Raw genomic sequence first — 13,507 nt, 5'->3', positions numbered from 1 at the left:
GTGACGGACACGCCCGAGAACTGGACAAAGCTCCCGGCCGGTTCCGACGAGGAACTGGTCGCCAATTTCCTGCGGGGCGATTCCGAACGCCGCTTCCGGCTGCTGTGCGCGCTGCGCGATACGATCCTCGCCGCCTCAGCCGGGAGCCGGGACCCCGCCATCGGCGCCGTCAAGCTGGACTGGTGGCGGCAGGAGATCGCCCGGCTCGCCGGCGGCGCGCCCCGTCATCCGCTGACCGGCGGGCTGGCGGAGCTGCTGCCTGCGGACTCGCCCTTCGTCCCCTGGCTGGAAGAACTCGTCATCTGCGCGGAATCCCTGGGGCGCGGCGAGACGCCGGAGTCGGTCGACCAGCTAAGGCTGTATTGCTTCCGCCGGGAAGGCGCCGCGCTGACGCTCGCCGGCGCGCCATCCGCTGAAAAGACGCGCGACGAACCGGCCCGCGCGGCTGCGCGGCACGCAGGCATCGCCTGGGGTATGGCGAACACGACCGCGGCACTCGCGGCCGGACGGCAGCTTTTCCTGCTGCCCCGGGACGTCGCCGCCGATGCCGGCCTGGATGACGTCGCGCCGGGCAGATGGCCGGAGCAGGACGGATTCCGTCGCGCGATCGAGCGGCTGGCGGAGGCCGGACTCGAGGAACTCGGGCGCGCCGGGCCCGGGACCTGCGAAGCCAGCGCCGTCACCGCCGTGGTCGCCGCCGTCAGCGAGGCGCACCTGACGGCGCGGCGCCGCGACGGGACCCGCGGCCGGGCCCATCCGTTACAATTGCTCTGGCGCGCCTGGCGCGCCGCCCGGCGCCACGCGCGCGCCCCCACCACCCCCGATCAGGAGCAGCCGTGACCTTCGATCCCCGCACCTACACTCCCCCCGAGAACCTGCTGGCCGACCGCGTCATCCTCGTCACGGGCGCCGGCGACGGCATCGGCCGGGCCGCGGCGAAACGCTTCGCCGAACTGGGGGCGCGCGTGATCCTGCTCGGCCGCACCGTGAGCAAGCTGGAGTCGGTCTACGACGAGATCATCGACGCGGGGCACCTGCGCCCTTCCATCGCGCCCGTGGACTTCGAGAAGGCGGACGGCGAGACCTACACGAGCCTTGCGGACAGCATCGCGGACGAGTTCGGCCGGCTGGACGGCCTGCTGCACAACGCCGGGATCCTGGGCGAACTCGCACCCATCGAGCACTACGACGTCGCCCTGTGGCAGCGCGTCATCCACGTCAATCTGACGGCGGAGTTCGTCCTGACCAAAGTCTGCCTGCCGCTGCTGCGAAAATCCGAAGACGGCTCCATCGTCTTCACCTCCAGCGGCGTGGGCCGGCAGGGCCGCGCCTACTGGGGCGCCTATGCCGTCTCCAAATTCGGTGTCGAATGCCTCTCCCAGGTGCTCGCCCAGGAAACCGAGAAGGCGGGCATCCGCGTCAATTGCGTGAACCCCGGCGCGACCCGCACCGACATGCGGCTGAAAGCCTATCCGGCGGAGGACAGGGACAAGCTGGCCACGCCGGAAGAGGTGCTGACACCCCACATCTATCTGCTCGGCCCCGACAGCCGGGGCGTCACCGGCGGGTCTTTCGACGCCCAGTAGGCCTGCCCGCCCCGCGCGCGGCCTGGCGCCCCGTCTTCGCACCGGTGGTTCGCCGGCGCCCTTTCGGATCCGGCCCGGCGTCCTCCGGACTCTCTGCGGCGGTCTCCAGGCCTGCCGCCGCGTACAGCACCGCCGTCTCGGCCGCCGTCAGGGGACGGTGTTGCCCCCGGCGCAGGCCCCGGGGAAGGCGTATCGGACCGTAACCGATACGGATGAGCCGGCTCACCTCGACACCCGCCGCTTCCCAGAGCCGCCGCACCTCCCGGTTGCGGCCCTCCCGCAGCGTGACCTCGTACCACTGGTTCACGCCCTCGCCGCCTTTCTCCGTGAGGCTGTCGAAAGCGGCAGGACCGTCCTCCAGCTCGATGCCGTCCGTCAGTCGTGCCAGGTCCTCTGCCGAAGGCGTGCCTCGCACGCGCACCGCGTAGCGCCGTTCGATGCTGCTGGAAGGATGCATGAGGGCATTGGCCAGCGCGCCGTCGGTGGTGAAGATCAGCAGCCCACTGGTGGCCACGTCGAGTCGGCCGACGCTCACCCAGCGCCCGCGATGCAGCCGCGGCAGCGCAGCGAACACGGTGGTGTGGCCCGACTCGCTGCTGCGCGAGCACACCTCGCCCTGGGGCTTGTGGTAGATCAGATGCTGGTGGGAACCGGCTTCGGGCCGACGGACTGCGAGGGGACGGCCGTCGAGGGTGATCCGCTCCTCACCGGTGACCGTATCGCCGAGCACGGCCGTGCGGCCGTCGATCGCCAGCCGCCCGTCGCTTATCCAGCGCTCTATCTCGCGGCGGGAACCGTGGCCGGCTGCCGCCAGCACCTTCTGCAAGCGCTCAGCCATGACGGCGCGTGTCAGCTCGAGGGCGGCGCGCCCGCGCTGGCGCGTTCTTCCTCCCCGGCCTCCTCACTCTCCCCGCTGGCCTCGGCCTCCGCGACTTCGTCGGCGTCGGCGGATTCATCGGTGTCCTCGTAGGCGCTCTCGCCATCCTCGGCGTCGTGGGCGTCGTGGGCGTCGGCGGCGGCGTGCTCGGCCTCATCGCTGCCCGCCGCTGCCTCCGCGCTGTCCTCGCCGTCTCCCGCCCGCAGGGCCGTAACGTTGGCCGGGACCGCTTCGCTCTCTTCGCCGGTGGCGAATTCCAGCTGCGCGTTCAGGCCCTCGATATCCTGCAGTTCGGCCAGGGGCGGCAGATCGTCCAGCCGCTTCAGGCCGAAATAATCCAGGAAGGCCTTCGTCGTGCCGAACATCTCGGGCTTGCCCGGCACGTCGCGGTGGCCGAGCACCCGGATCCACTCCCGGTCGAGCAGCGTGCGGATGATGTTGGGGCTGACGGTGACGCCGCGCACATCCTCGATCTCGCCGCGAGTGATGGGCTGGCGGTAAGCGATCAGCGCCAGCGTCTCGAACAGCGCGCGCGAATAACGCGGCGGACGCTCCTCCCACAACGGCTGCAGCATTGCCGACATCGACCGGCGCACCTGCACGCGGAAACCCGACGCCACCTCGGCCAGCATGATGCCCCGGTCCTCGTAGTCGGCCTCCAGTTCGTCGAGAGCCGCCCGGATATCCTTGCGCTCCGGACGCGAACTCTCGTCGAACAGCGACATCATCTGCTCGACCGAAAGCGGCTCCGACGAGGCAAGCAGCGCTGCCTCGAGAATATATTTGATACTCGTCTCATCCATAGGTCACTTTACCGGGAACGCTCAGGACGTGGCGCTCTCGTCCGACGCCGTGGCGTCCCCTTCATCATTCACAACGCGCACATTCGAGGCCGCCCGCACGTGCAGGGGGGCGAAGTCCTCCGACTGCACCACCTCGATGAGCGACTCACGAAGCAGCTCCAGCACGGCGATGAACGTCACCGCGACGCCCATGCGGCCCTCCTCCACGTCGAACAGCTTGTCGAACTGGGTGAACTGCGCGCCGCGGATCCGCGTGAGAATCTCCGACATGCGCTGCCGTACCGACAGCGGCTCGCGCTGCACATGGAGGTTGGAGAACATGTCGGCGCGGGCCAGCACCTGCTGCAGGGCCACCATCAGCTCCTTGAGCGTCACGTCCGGCAGCTTTGTGACCACCTGACGCTCGGGCGCTTCGGCCTGCACCACGTGCACGTCGCGTTCCAGCCGCGGCAGCTCCTCGAGATTTTCCGCCGCCTTCTTGAAGCGCTCGTATTCCTGCAGCCTGCGTACCAGTTCCGCCCGCGGGTCGTGTTCCTCGTCCTCCTCGACCACCGGCCTCGGCAGCAGCATCCTCGATTTGATCTCTGCCAGCATGGCCGCCATCACCAGATACTCGCCGGCCAGCTCCAGCTGGAGCTCCTTCATCAGTTCGATGTACTCGATGTACTGCCGGGTAATCTCGGCGATGGGGATGTCCAGAATGTCCAGATTCTGGCGCCGGATCAGATAGAGCAGCAGATCCAGCGGTCCCTCGAACGCCTCCAGGAACACCTGCAGCGCATAGGGCGGGATATACAGGTCCTGAGGCAGCTCGGTGACCGGCTCGCCGTCCACGATGGCAAACGGCATCTCGGCCTGGGAAGGCCGCAGATCCTCGGGCACCGCCTTGGGCGCCCCCTGGTCGCTTACCACCCGGAGGACCGGCTGCTTTTTCTCTGATTCGGACACAGGGTGATTCTAACGTAATCCCGGCGGGGCCGCGGCCCCCTCATTCGAAGGCGCTGACGTCGCCGATCCCGCGCCGCAAGATATGCACCGTGCCCTCCGTGAGATCCAGCACGCTGGATGGCTCCATCCCGCCGGGCCCGCCGTCGACCACCGCGTCCACCTGATTACCCAGCCGACCGGCGATCTCGACCGGGTCGGTCATGGGCACGTCGTCGCCGGGCAGCAGCAGCGTGGAACTCATCATCGGCTCGCCCAGCGCCTCGAGCAGCGCCTGGCTGATCGGGTGGTCGGGTACGCGGATGCCGATGGTCTTCTTGCGGGGATTCTTCAGCCGGTTGGGCACTTCCCGGGTGGCCTTCAGGATGAACGTATAGGGTCCCGGCGTGAAATGCTTCAACAGCCGGTACGCCCAGTTGTCCACCCGGGCATAGGTGGCGATCTCCGACAGGTCGCGCACCACCAGCGAAAAATCGTGGAGTTTGTCCGCCTGGCGCAGCAGCCTGATGCGGTCCAGCGCCTTCTTGTTGCCGATCTCGCAGCCGAAGGCATAGCTCGAGTCGGTGGGGTATACCAACAGGCCGCCGGCGCGGATTATGTCGACCGCCTGGTCGACATAGCGCTTCTGCGGGTTGTCCGGGTGTATGGTGATGATCTGCGACACGCCCGGCATTCTACCGTCACGCAGACACAAATCCGACTGTCGTGAACCGCTGCGTTGGGGCTGCGCCGGCGTGTGCGCTATCATTCGCGGATCACGGTACTCACCGCAAAACAGACTCCCAGCGCATGCAACTGATACTAGACTATCTGCCGGTGGTCGCATTCTTCGTGGCCTACAAACAGGCCGACATCTACACCGCGACCATCGTCCTCATGGCCACCATGCCGCTGGTGCCGCTGGCCCACTGGATATTCACCCGGCAGGTCGGACGCATCTACCTGATCTCGACCGCGCTGGTGCTGGTACTCGGCGCCGTGACACTGGCACTGCGCAACAGCCTGTTCCTGATCTGGAAGCCCACTCTCCTGAACTGGGCCATGGCCGCGGTGTGCCTCGGCAGCCTCTACATCGGCGAGAAACCCCTGATCCAGCGGCTGCTGCAATCCGCCGTGGAACTTTCCGCAGCCCAGTGGCGTCAACTGACCGTGATCTGGGGCATATTCTTCGCCGTGGCGGGCGCGGCCAACATCTTCGTCGCCTACCGTTTCGGCGAGAGCGCCTGGGTCAGCTTCAAACTCTTCGGGCTGCTGGGTATGACCCTCGCCTTCATGGTGATCCAGGGCGTCTGGCTGGCCGTCATGGTCTCCAGGAACGAGCGCAAATCAACCAGCGGAGCCGAATAACGATGTGGTATGCCATCATCAGTGAAGACGTACCGAACAGCGGGCCTCTGCGCTCCGGCGCGAGGGCCAGACACCTCGAGCGGCTGCGCACGCTGCGCGACGAAGGCCGCCTCCTGGTCGCCGGACCGCACCCCGCCATCGATAACGAGGATCCGGCCGAAGCCGGTTTTACGGGTAGTCTCGTCATCGCCGAATTCGCCTCGCTGGAGGATGCCAGGGCCTGGGCCGACGATGACCCGTACGTGGAAGCCGGCGTGTACCAGCGAGTGGTCGTGAAACCGTTCAACAAGGTCCTGCCGTGACGGAGCGTCAGGCGGCGCTCGAGAAACGGCTTCGGGACGCGTTGCAACCCGAGGACCTCCTGATCAGGGATCAAAGCCATCTGCATGCCGGTCACGCCGGCGCGCAGGATGGCCGCAGCCACTTCGCCGTGCGGCTGACCGCCAGCGCCTTCGAAGGACTCTCACGCATCCAGCGGCACCGACTCGTCTACGATGCCGCCGGGGACATGATGGACACCGACATTCACGCGCTCAGTATTTCCGCCCTCGCCCCCGGTGAAGCCCGGAGGGATTAAGGGCAAGATTCGACCACGGAAACAGAGGACCAACTATGACGACTACGTATCTGCGCCAGCTAGGCGCCGGCAAGGCCCTCGTGCTTGCCACTGCAGTGCTGCTGAGCACGGCAGCCTGCGCACAGTCCGACACCGGGGCGGTGGCGGACCCCGAGGTGGAGGCCAAGGTGCTCGAACTCTACATGCAGAATCGCATGCGGGGCGCACAGGGCGACGCCACCGCCGAGCAGCGCGAGCAGTTCCGCGAGGAAGTCGCCGACCTCTACCTGCTTGCCGAAGAGGCCGAAGCGGCCGGGCTTGACGACGACCCCGAAGTCGCGGCTCAGATAAAGCTCCAGCGCATGTCCACCCTTGCTTCGGCCCTGGCCGGAAACTACCTGGAAGAGAACCCGCCCACAGAGACGGAGCTCCGCGCCGAATACAGCGCCCAGGTGGCCGGATACCAGCCCCAGCAATACAAGGCGCGTCACATCCTCCTGGAGACGGAGGACGAGGCCAAAGCAGTGATCACCCAGCTTGACGAAGGCGGTGACTTCGCCGAACTGGCCAAGGAGAAATCGACCGGCCCGTCCGGCCCCAACGGCGGCGATCTCGGCTGGTTCCCGCCGGACTCGATGGTCAAGCCGTTCTCTGACGCAGTCGTGGCACTCGAAGACGGCAGCTATACCAGCGAGCCGGTTCAGACTCAGTTCGGTTGGCACGTGATCCTGCGCGAGGACTCGCGGGAAACGGAGGCCCCTTCCTTCGAAGAGGTGAAGGACAGGCTGAGGCCGGTAGTCGAGCAGAAGAAGCTGCAGGAATACCTGGATGGCCTGAGATCGGGCAACGATGGCTCGGCCGACTGACGCCTTCGGACAAGCCAGAAAAAAGGGCGCCAATGGCGCCCTTTTTTTGTCCGGGAATTGTGACTCGCATCACACCGGGCGAGTCAGCCCTCCGGTAACTTCTCTCTCGAATCTTCTCTTATCGCTCGGAGAAGATTCCTCCAACCCTCAAATCTCCTAAGTTGAGGCGAGATATTAGCCGGCAGGGATGCCGGCTTTTTTTTAGTCAAGTTCGCTTAGAGCACTCGCGAAAACTGACACGTTGGTCGCCGGGAAAGCGCTTCCATACGCTGCGAAGCGATTGCCCGCTGAAATGGCCGGAAGAGCCGCCTGCCCCAGTGTCTGCGTCATGTCGACACTAAATCCGCCAATCACAGCAGTACCAGTTGTCCGATCAACAGACTGGACGGGTCCAGCTACTAGAACCTCTGTGGAACCAGGAACATGGGCCTCAGGGTAGACAACCGCGGTCAATGCCCTAAACGTGCCGTCCTTACCAACAACACCTTGGAAATACGTCATGTTACCTGCAGAAAAGACACCAGCCGCATTCTCAGGAAAACTACTTAAGTCCACTGTACGGCCAAGTACCTGAAGCGTACGACTACCGGTCACAGCGTCTACGGGAGCAAAAAGTTCGATGAGTGAGGATGAATCTACATCCTTCACACCGCTGCCTACTGCAATTGCATCGACACCACTGCCGACCTGGATAGCATGCGCGCCGCTGCCGACCTGTATAGCGTGAGCGCCACTACCCACTTGGATCGCGTGTACCCCACTTCCGACGGCAATAGCGTCTACACCGCTGCCAACCTGGATAGCATGCGCGCCGCTGCCGACCTGGATAGCGTGAGCGCCGCTACCCACTTGAATCGCGTGAACTCCACTTCCGACAGCAATAGCGTCTACACCACTACCAACCTGGATAGCGTGAGCGCCACTACCCACTTGGATCGCCTGCACCCCACTTCCGACAGCAATAGCGTCTACACCACTGCCAACCTGGATAGCATGCGCGCCGCTGCCGACCTGGATAGCGTGAGCGCCGCTACCCACTTGGATCGCGTGTACCCCGCTTCCGACAGCGATAGCGTCTACACCACTACCAACTTGGATAGCATGCGCGCCGCTACCGACTTGGATAGCGTGGACACCGCTACCAACCTGAATCGCGTGCGCCCCACTACCGACAGCAATCGCGTCCACACCACTTCCTACCTGGATAGCTTTGGATCCGCTGCCCACAGCGATTGCCTTGGCACCACTCCCAACGCTAATCGCATGCGTTGAAGACGTGGCCTGCTCGGCAGTCACATGCGAGGCCGCAAACCCCAGCGCGACGGCAAACGCAATGCCCCAAGTCATCCTCATTGTACTTCTCCTAAGTTTTCGCTCTGACAGCTCGCTCGTGCTGCCATTAGTCCCAGTCAATCGGGCGTCCTAGCCGTCAACTGGGTTTCTATTTCTTGTCCTCTTCGCTCGCAGAGTCGGCCTCATCCAGGAACTGATAGACGCCGACCCCGGCATACACTCTCCGAATTCCTCGTCGCGCCGCTCTGATGGCTGGCGTATCCGGAGCGTTATCCGAAAGTTCATTCGCCACGATCCAGGAATTGATCGCTTCCAAAAACTCCGCCGACCTATCTCTTACTACTCTCTGAAAATCTGGGTACTTCGATTCCGGAAATCCCTGATCGGAATACACCAACCGCTCTACTCGCTTCGTTGCCGCGTATCGCTCGTCATTATTGTGATTGAGCGTATCCGCGATCCTTTGTATTACCGTGCCTAAATGCTCAATGCTCGCTTCATCCATCGGCGAGGGAAGATACGTAGAGCTCTGCAGCTTCAGCGTTCCATCGTCAAATTGCTTAACAGCATCGATCCTCAAGAGTTCATCCAACATCGCCCTCGGCAGCATGTCCCCGCTGTAGAGCTTGACCAGCTCCGTGAAACTCGGCTCGTCTCTATCGGCATCGAAAGGCAACTCAAGAGGAACACCATAGGCTCCTGTGTAACGCGCGTTTCGCTGCCACTCGTTCAGTACCCGAGCGACACGGGACATGTTGCTAAAGTCTCTTTGAAACGACTCCCCCCTCCTAAGCCTCGCAATCTCTTTACGAGTGAGCCCAGTGAGAATTGCCAATCGTGTGTTGCTAACCCGAGATCGACCCTCGATCGCGAACTCTTCTGAAGAAGCAACATCTACGAAGACTTGTCTGACAATCTCCTCTAAGTCTTTAGCCACCATCCCACTTCGCAGCAGAATCCTGACGAGCGGGTTAAGCAAACGCCGAAATGCCTTTCGCAGGCTGTCTCTGATCTCCGGCGATCCAGCAGCGGCCGCGTTATCCGCGCTCATCTGGTGGAACTTCGTATTTTCTGGGTTCTTAACATAGTTTCTAATTATTTCAAATACAAGCGAGAAGATGTAAAAGGCGGTATCCGCTTTGCGACATAATTCTCCTCTTTCGGAGACAAATTGACAAATTTTTCCCAAAATTGACTGAAATTCGCCAAGTAGGGGGACCGACCGCCCGAGTGGGTAGCCGGTGGGTAGCCAGTCTAGTTCACATAACTCACTGATTTTATGTCAACTAGATGTGACACAAAATTTGTTGAGTCGCTGCGTCGTTAGATCTAGAAGGGCCCGCGTACGCGGTCAGCTTTTTGTGCGATCGCACAAACAAGCGCGTTGGGTAGGAAAACCCAGGATAGGCTCTTAATGCCAATTTTGCTGCGACAGATCTGATTCTGCGCAACTCTCCCTAACACCGACCGAAGGAAGAGGTCCAACGGGCGGCAGTTATTAATCCCCTTGGAAATAGTAGAGCCCAACTCCGATTACTTCATTGGAATTGTCTGCTTCACTCTCGTGAAGCGCTTCATACGCCCCGAAAAGGTCATCGATGGATTCCGAGAACTCAATCAAGCGGCTGCTGACGATACGCCGAAGTCGTTTAGCGTCTTCGGCGCTAATTCGCTTGGTTTCGACGGTCCTCTGCACATAGGTGCTAACACCTTTATCCAACGAATCAGCGTTGTGAGCAACCGTCTGTCCCAAGGCGCTCAAACCAACCAAGCCCTCCGCGATTTTCTCCGACGATGTCGGAAGAGAGAAGCTTCGTTTCAGCGCCCTCAGACGTCCATCCTCATCCTCGCTTACAGCGCCAACCCTCTTCAGTTCAGTCCGCATAGCCCCAGGAGGAATATCTCCACCGTACTTCTTTACAAGCGCGGCAAAGGAGTTGTCGTGATCATCGAAATCGAGCGCGGCAGGCTGTCCATCTTCGTCAAGAAATAACGGATCTGTATGCCAGAAATGCAGTACATCTGAAGCAGGCACAGTACGATAAACTCTGCTCGCTTCCGCTCCGTCTATTTTCGAACGAATTCGTCTGATTTCTTTCCGGGTAAGCCCCGTCATAACGGCTACACGGGAAATATTGGTTGGACGACCACGTAAGCCATAATCAGTCGTCGAAACATCTACGAAAGCTGTCTTTGCTATCTCAGCAAACTCTCTATATCCAATACCTGAACGCAGAAGAATCCTAGCCACCTGCCTCATGAGGCCATAAAGAGCATCAAGAATTTTCTGTTGAGTGGCGCCGAGCATGGCGCGGAATATAGGACTGCCAACAGGTACGGTCAATTAATTCCAAATGCTGGGAAAATCTCCCCATTTGCCAACTGTCCGACCCACTGTTGTCCCTCCCTCGCAATTGAGCCTTTTTCGTTAGACGCTATCTGCGACCTGGATCATCTCCCCCAGCCTATCCTCATCAATCGTCTCAATGCCCAGAGCCTCGGCTTTTTCCAGTTTGCTGCCCGCGTTCTCACCGACTACGACAAAGTCTGTTTTCTTCGAGACACTTCCGGTCACTTTGCCGCCTGCCGCGCGGATGCGGTCCTTTGCTTCATCCCGGGTCATTGACTTGAGCGTTCCCGTGATCACGACGGTCTTGCCGGCGAATGGTCCGGTTTCGGATACCGCACCCGCCGCCTTGCCCTTGGGCCAGGTGATGCCGAGATCCTGCAGAGCCTGTATGACCGTGCGGTTGCGGTCTTCTGCGAAGAACGCATGGATGTGCGATGCGACTACCGGTCCCACGTCCGGTACCGCTTCCAGCGCTTCCTGATCCGCGACCATCAGTGCGTCCAGGTCGCCGAAGTACTGCGCTAGATTCGCAGCAGTCGCCTCGCCCACCTCGCGGATACCGAGCGCGTAGAGGAAGCGATCCAGGGTCGTCTTCTTGCTGCTCTCCAGTGCCGCGACGAGGTTCTCTGCGGATTTCTCGCCCATCCTCTCGAGTTCGGCGAGTTCCTCTGCCGTCAGCCGGTAGAGATCGTCCGGGGATTCCACCTTGCCGGATTCAACGAGCTGCTCGACGATTTTCTCGCCGAGCCCGTCGATGTCCATGGCACGGCGCGAGGCGAAGTGCCGGAGCGACTCCTTGCGCTGGGCGGCGCAGATGAGACCGCCGGAGCAGCGGGCGACGGCCTCGCCTTCCGGGCGTTCCACCGCCGAGCCGCAGACGGGGCAGCGTTCGGGCAGACTGATCTGCCTCGCGTTCTTCGGACGCCGGTCGGTAACCACCGAGACGATCTCGGGGATGACGTCTCCCGCCCTCCGCACGATGACGGTATCGCCGATTCTGACGTCCTTGCGGGCGATCTCGTCCATGTTGTGCAGGGTGACGTTGCTCACGGTGACGCCACCGACGAAGACGGGCTCCAGGCGGGCCACCGGCGTGACGGCGCCGGTGCGTCCGACCTGGAATTCCACGTCGCGCACGACCGTGAGTTCCTCCTGGGCCGCGAATTTGTGGGCGATGGCCCATCGCGGTGCACGGGAGACGAAGCCGAGTTCGCGCTGATGATCGAGTCTGTCCACCTTGTAGACGACACCATCGATCTCGTACGGGAGCGAGTCCCTTTTCTCGGCGATTTGCCCATAATAACGAAGGCAGCCCTCGGCCCCGCTCACGGTCTCCGTTTCCGGACAGGTACGGTGGCCCCAGTGGCGCAGCTGCTCCAGGATCCCACTCTGACGATCGGGCAGATCGCCGCCGGAGTATTCGCCGATGCCGTAGACGAAGATCTCGAGCGGCCGCTTCGCGGTGATGCGTGGGTCGAGCTGGCGCAGGCTGCCCGACGCCGCGTTGCGAGGGTTGACGAAGGTCTTCTCACCCGCTTTCTCCGCCCGGCGGTTGAACGCCTCGAAGCCGGCTTTCGGCATGAAGACCTCGCCGCGGATCTCGATGACGCGCGGATAACCGGAGCCGCGCAGGCGCAGGGGGACGCTGCGGATGGTGCGCACGTTGTGGGTGATGTCCTCGCCCGTGGTTCCGTCGCCGCGGGTGGCGGCCTGCACGAAGCGGCCGCCCTCGTAACGCATGCTGACGGCGACACCGTCCATTTTCGGCTCGGCGTGGTAGACGAGTTCTTCGCCCTGCTCCTCGTCCAGCTCGAGTCGGTCGATCACCCGCCGATGAAAGTCCCGCAGCTCCTCTTCCGAGAATGCGTTGGCAAGTGAGAGCATGGGCACGCCGTGCCGGACCTCGCCGAATTCGCTGACCGGTGTGGTTCCCACCCGCTGGGTCGGCGAGTCGGGGTCCTGCAGTGCCGGGTACTCCTCCTCCAGCGCTTCCAGCTCACGCATGAGCCGGTCGTACTCGGCATCGGGGACGGAGGGATCGTTGAGAACGTAGTAGCGGTAGTTGTGCTGGCGGATCTCCTCGCGGAGCTGCTCGACGCGTTTTCTCTTGGCGGCGGGAACGCTCACGGAGCGCCTTCAGCTCACGGCCAGACCGTGCTGGTACTGGATGATCTCCTCGCGCAGGAACCGCTCACGCTGAACGCTCATGGTGCTGCCGGCCTCGTCGAGGAGTTCCCCGTTCAGCGAGTCCGCCAGTGCGCGGGCGGTTTCCATCATCTCGTCGAAGGCCTCGGCACCGTCCTTCGGTCCGGGCAGCACCATGAACATGCTGACACCGGGCAGTTCCTGCTGGCGGATGTTCGCAAGATCGAAGGTGCCCGGCTCCACGAGGCTGGCCACGCTGAAGACGATGCTCTCGTCGTCGGTGCCCTCCACACGGTGGAAAATGCCGAACTTGCCGTGGCGCAGGCCGAGGCCGCGCAGGGCGAGTACGACCTGCTCGCCGTTGAAGTGATCGTCGCCGCGTGCCACCAGTCGCAGCGTGACGATCTTCTGCTCGATCTGCGGCTGTTCGGCCGTCTCGGCGTTCTCCTCGCTGTCGCCGACGAAGTCGCGGGTCTCGCCGACCGGGATATCGTCGTCGAAACCGTCATCGTACTCGTCATCGTCGCGGACGGTAGCGTCGGGCTCGTCCGCTTCCAGCTCCGGGAGTGAGGCCGTGTCGTCGTCGGCGCTGACGTCGTTCTCGTCGAACGCAGGCTCCAGCCTCACCTCCGGCTGGGACTCACGGCGCCGGGCCTGACGTCGGCTGTGCCAGTACACGAGGCCGACGACGGCGATACCGACCAGGAGAAGGATGACGCGTAATTCGTCCATGGCAACG

15 protein-coding genes are annotated in these 13,507 nt (G+C 62.8%); 7 read left to right on the top strand and 8 right to left on the bottom strand.

What is annotated here, in order from left to right:
* Together ACJMK0_RS11825 and ACJMK0_RS11820 are read left to right on the top strand one after the other, a co-directional pair.
* The gene (locus tag ACJMK0_RS11825; RefSeq protein ID WP_405238633.1) at nt 1-840 is read left to right on the top strand and encodes a squalene/phytoene synthase family protein; all 840 of its coding nucleotides are present in this window, start codon (nt 1-3) and stop codon (nt 838-840) included.
* Nucleotides 837-1,586 (top strand): YciK family oxidoreductase, encoded by a 750-nt coding sequence (locus ACJMK0_RS11820; protein WP_405238631.1) that lies wholly within the window; start codon nt 837-839, stop codon nt 1,584-1,586. The genes ACJMK0_RS11825 and ACJMK0_RS11820 overlap by 4 nt, the downstream gene beginning before the upstream one ends.
* Here ACJMK0_RS11820 and rluB read toward each other — a convergent pair.
* The 4 genes from rluB to ACJMK0_RS11800 all read right to left on the bottom strand — a co-directional run bounded on the left by rluB (nt 1,558) and on the right by ACJMK0_RS11800 (nt 4,875).
* Nucleotides 1,558-2,424 carry a 23S rRNA pseudouridine(2605) synthase RluB gene (rluB, locus tag ACJMK0_RS11815; RefSeq protein WP_405238629.1) on the bottom strand — a complete coding sequence of 289 codons (867 nt, stop codon included), beginning with the start codon at nt 2,422-2,424 and terminating at the stop codon, nt 1,558-1,560. The genes ACJMK0_RS11820 and rluB overlap by 29 nt on opposite strands.
* An 11-nt stretch (nt 2,425-2,435) precedes the next feature.
* Nucleotides 2,436-3,266: an SMC-Scp complex subunit ScpB gene (gene scpB / locus ACJMK0_RS11810; RefSeq protein ID WP_405238627.1), complete on the bottom strand. Its 831-nt coding sequence runs from the start codon at nt 3,264-3,266 to the stop codon at nt 2,436-2,438.
* A 21-nt stretch (nt 3,267-3,287) separates the two neighbouring features.
* The gene (locus tag ACJMK0_RS11805) at nt 3,288-4,115 is read right to left on the bottom strand and encodes a segregation and condensation protein A (RefSeq protein ID WP_405239047.1); all 828 of its coding nucleotides are present in this window, start codon (nt 4,113-4,115) and stop codon (nt 3,288-3,290) included.
* A 139-nt stretch (nt 4,116-4,254) separates the two neighbouring features.
* On the bottom strand, nt 4,255-4,875 hold the full coding sequence (locus ACJMK0_RS11800) for an L-threonylcarbamoyladenylate synthase (RefSeq protein ID WP_405220784.1): 621 nt from the start codon (nt 4,873-4,875) through the stop codon (nt 4,255-4,257).
* Between the two features lie 125 nt (nt 4,876-5,000).
* Between ACJMK0_RS11800 and ACJMK0_RS11795 the strand changes: the two genes are divergently transcribed.
* The 5 genes from ACJMK0_RS11795 (at nt 5,001) to ACJMK0_RS11775 (ending at nt 8,252) form a co-directional block, all read left to right on the top strand.
* Nucleotides 5,001-5,558, top strand: a complete 558-nt coding sequence (locus ACJMK0_RS11795) for an inner membrane-spanning protein YciB (RefSeq protein ID WP_405220735.1) — start codon at nt 5,001-5,003, stop codon at nt 5,556-5,558.
* 2 nt (nt 5,559-5,560) lie between these two features.
* A complete protein-coding gene (locus ACJMK0_RS11790; protein ID WP_405220736.1) occupies nt 5,561-5,860 on the top strand; it encodes a YciI family protein in 300 nt (99 codons plus the stop codon).
* A complete protein-coding gene (locus ACJMK0_RS11785) occupies nt 5,857-6,135 on the top strand; it encodes a BolA family protein (RefSeq protein ID WP_405220738.1) in 279 nt (92 codons plus the stop codon). The genes ACJMK0_RS11790 and ACJMK0_RS11785 overlap by 4 nt, the downstream gene beginning before the upstream one ends.
* Nucleotides 6,136-6,170: 35 nt before the next feature.
* On the top strand, nt 6,171-6,980 hold the full coding sequence (locus ACJMK0_RS11780; protein ID WP_405220740.1) for a peptidylprolyl isomerase: 810 nt from the start codon (nt 6,171-6,173) through the stop codon (nt 6,978-6,980).
* Between the two features lie 696 nt (nt 6,981-7,676).
* Nucleotides 7,677-8,252 (top strand): hypothetical protein, encoded by a 576-nt coding sequence (locus ACJMK0_RS11775; protein ID WP_405238625.1) that lies wholly within the window; start codon nt 7,677-7,679, stop codon nt 8,250-8,252.
* A gap of 169 nt (nt 8,253-8,421) precedes the next feature.
* On the opposite strand, the gene ACJMK0_RS11770 is transcribed toward ACJMK0_RS11775, so the two are convergent.
* From ACJMK0_RS11770 to zipA, 4 genes are all read right to left on the bottom strand, one after another.
* A complete protein-coding gene (locus ACJMK0_RS11770; protein WP_405221881.1) occupies nt 8,422-9,324 on the bottom strand; it encodes a DUF6502 family protein in 903 nt (300 codons plus the stop codon).
* Between the two features lie 447 nt (nt 9,325-9,771).
* Complete coding sequence (locus tag ACJMK0_RS11765; protein WP_405238623.1) at nt 9,772-10,617, bottom strand: DUF6502 family protein; 846 nt, start codon at nt 10,615-10,617, stop codon at nt 9,772-9,774.
* An 84-nt stretch (nt 10,618-10,701) separates the two neighbouring features.
* Entirely contained in the window at nt 10,702-12,750 is a 2,049-nt protein-coding gene (gene ligA, locus ACJMK0_RS11760) for an NAD-dependent DNA ligase LigA (protein ID WP_405238621.1), read from the bottom strand.
* Between the two features lie 9 nt (nt 12,751-12,759).
* The gene (gene zipA / locus ACJMK0_RS11755; protein WP_405221890.1) at nt 12,760-13,500 is read right to left on the bottom strand and encodes a cell division protein ZipA; all 741 of its coding nucleotides are present in this window, start codon (nt 13,498-13,500) and stop codon (nt 12,760-12,762) included.
* Nucleotides 13,501-13,507: the final 7 nt, after the last annotated feature.

It is taken from the genome of Lentisalinibacter orientalis, from assembly GCF_040706535.1.
Classification (GTDB): domain Bacteria; phylum Pseudomonadota; class Gammaproteobacteria; order Steroidobacterales; family Woeseiaceae; genus Lentisalinibacter; species Lentisalinibacter orientalis.
The sequence above is the reverse complement of the archived record's forward strand: the minus strand, read 5'-3'. Positions and strand labels throughout refer to the sequence as shown.

What these genes read in the sequence shown, in the direction of transcription:
- ACJMK0_RS11790 (WP_405220736.1), top strand. Translation starts at nt 5,561, where the DNA reads ATGTGGTATGCCATCATCAGTGAAGACGTACCGAACAGCGGGCCTCTG.
- zipA (WP_405221890.1), bottom strand. Translation starts at nt 13,500, where the DNA reads ATGGACGAATTACGCGTCATCCTTCTCCTGGTCGGTATCGCCGTCGTC.
- ACJMK0_RS11770 (WP_405221881.1), bottom strand. Translation starts at nt 9,324, where the DNA reads ATGAGCGCGGATAACGCGGCCGCTGCTGGATCGCCGGAGATCAGAGAC.
- ACJMK0_RS11775 (WP_405238625.1), top strand. Translation starts at nt 7,677, where the DNA reads ATGCGCGCCGCTGCCGACCTGTATAGCGTGAGCGCCACTACCCACTTG.
- rluB (WP_405238629.1), bottom strand. Translation starts at nt 2,424, where the DNA reads ATGGCTGAGCGCTTGCAGAAGGTGCTGGCGGCAGCCGGCCACGGTTCC.
- ACJMK0_RS11780 (WP_405220740.1), top strand. Translation starts at nt 6,171, where the DNA reads ATGACGACTACGTATCTGCGCCAGCTAGGCGCCGGCAAGGCCCTCGTG.
- ACJMK0_RS11805 (WP_405239047.1), bottom strand. Translation starts at nt 4,115, where the DNA reads ATGCCGTTTGCCATCGTGGACGGCGAGCCGGTCACCGAGCTGCCTCAG.
- scpB (WP_405238627.1), bottom strand. Translation starts at nt 3,266, where the DNA reads ATGGATGAGACGAGTATCAAATATATTCTCGAGGCAGCGCTGCTTGCC.
- ACJMK0_RS11795 (WP_405220735.1), top strand. Translation starts at nt 5,001, where the DNA reads ATGCAACTGATACTAGACTATCTGCCGGTGGTCGCATTCTTCGTGGCC.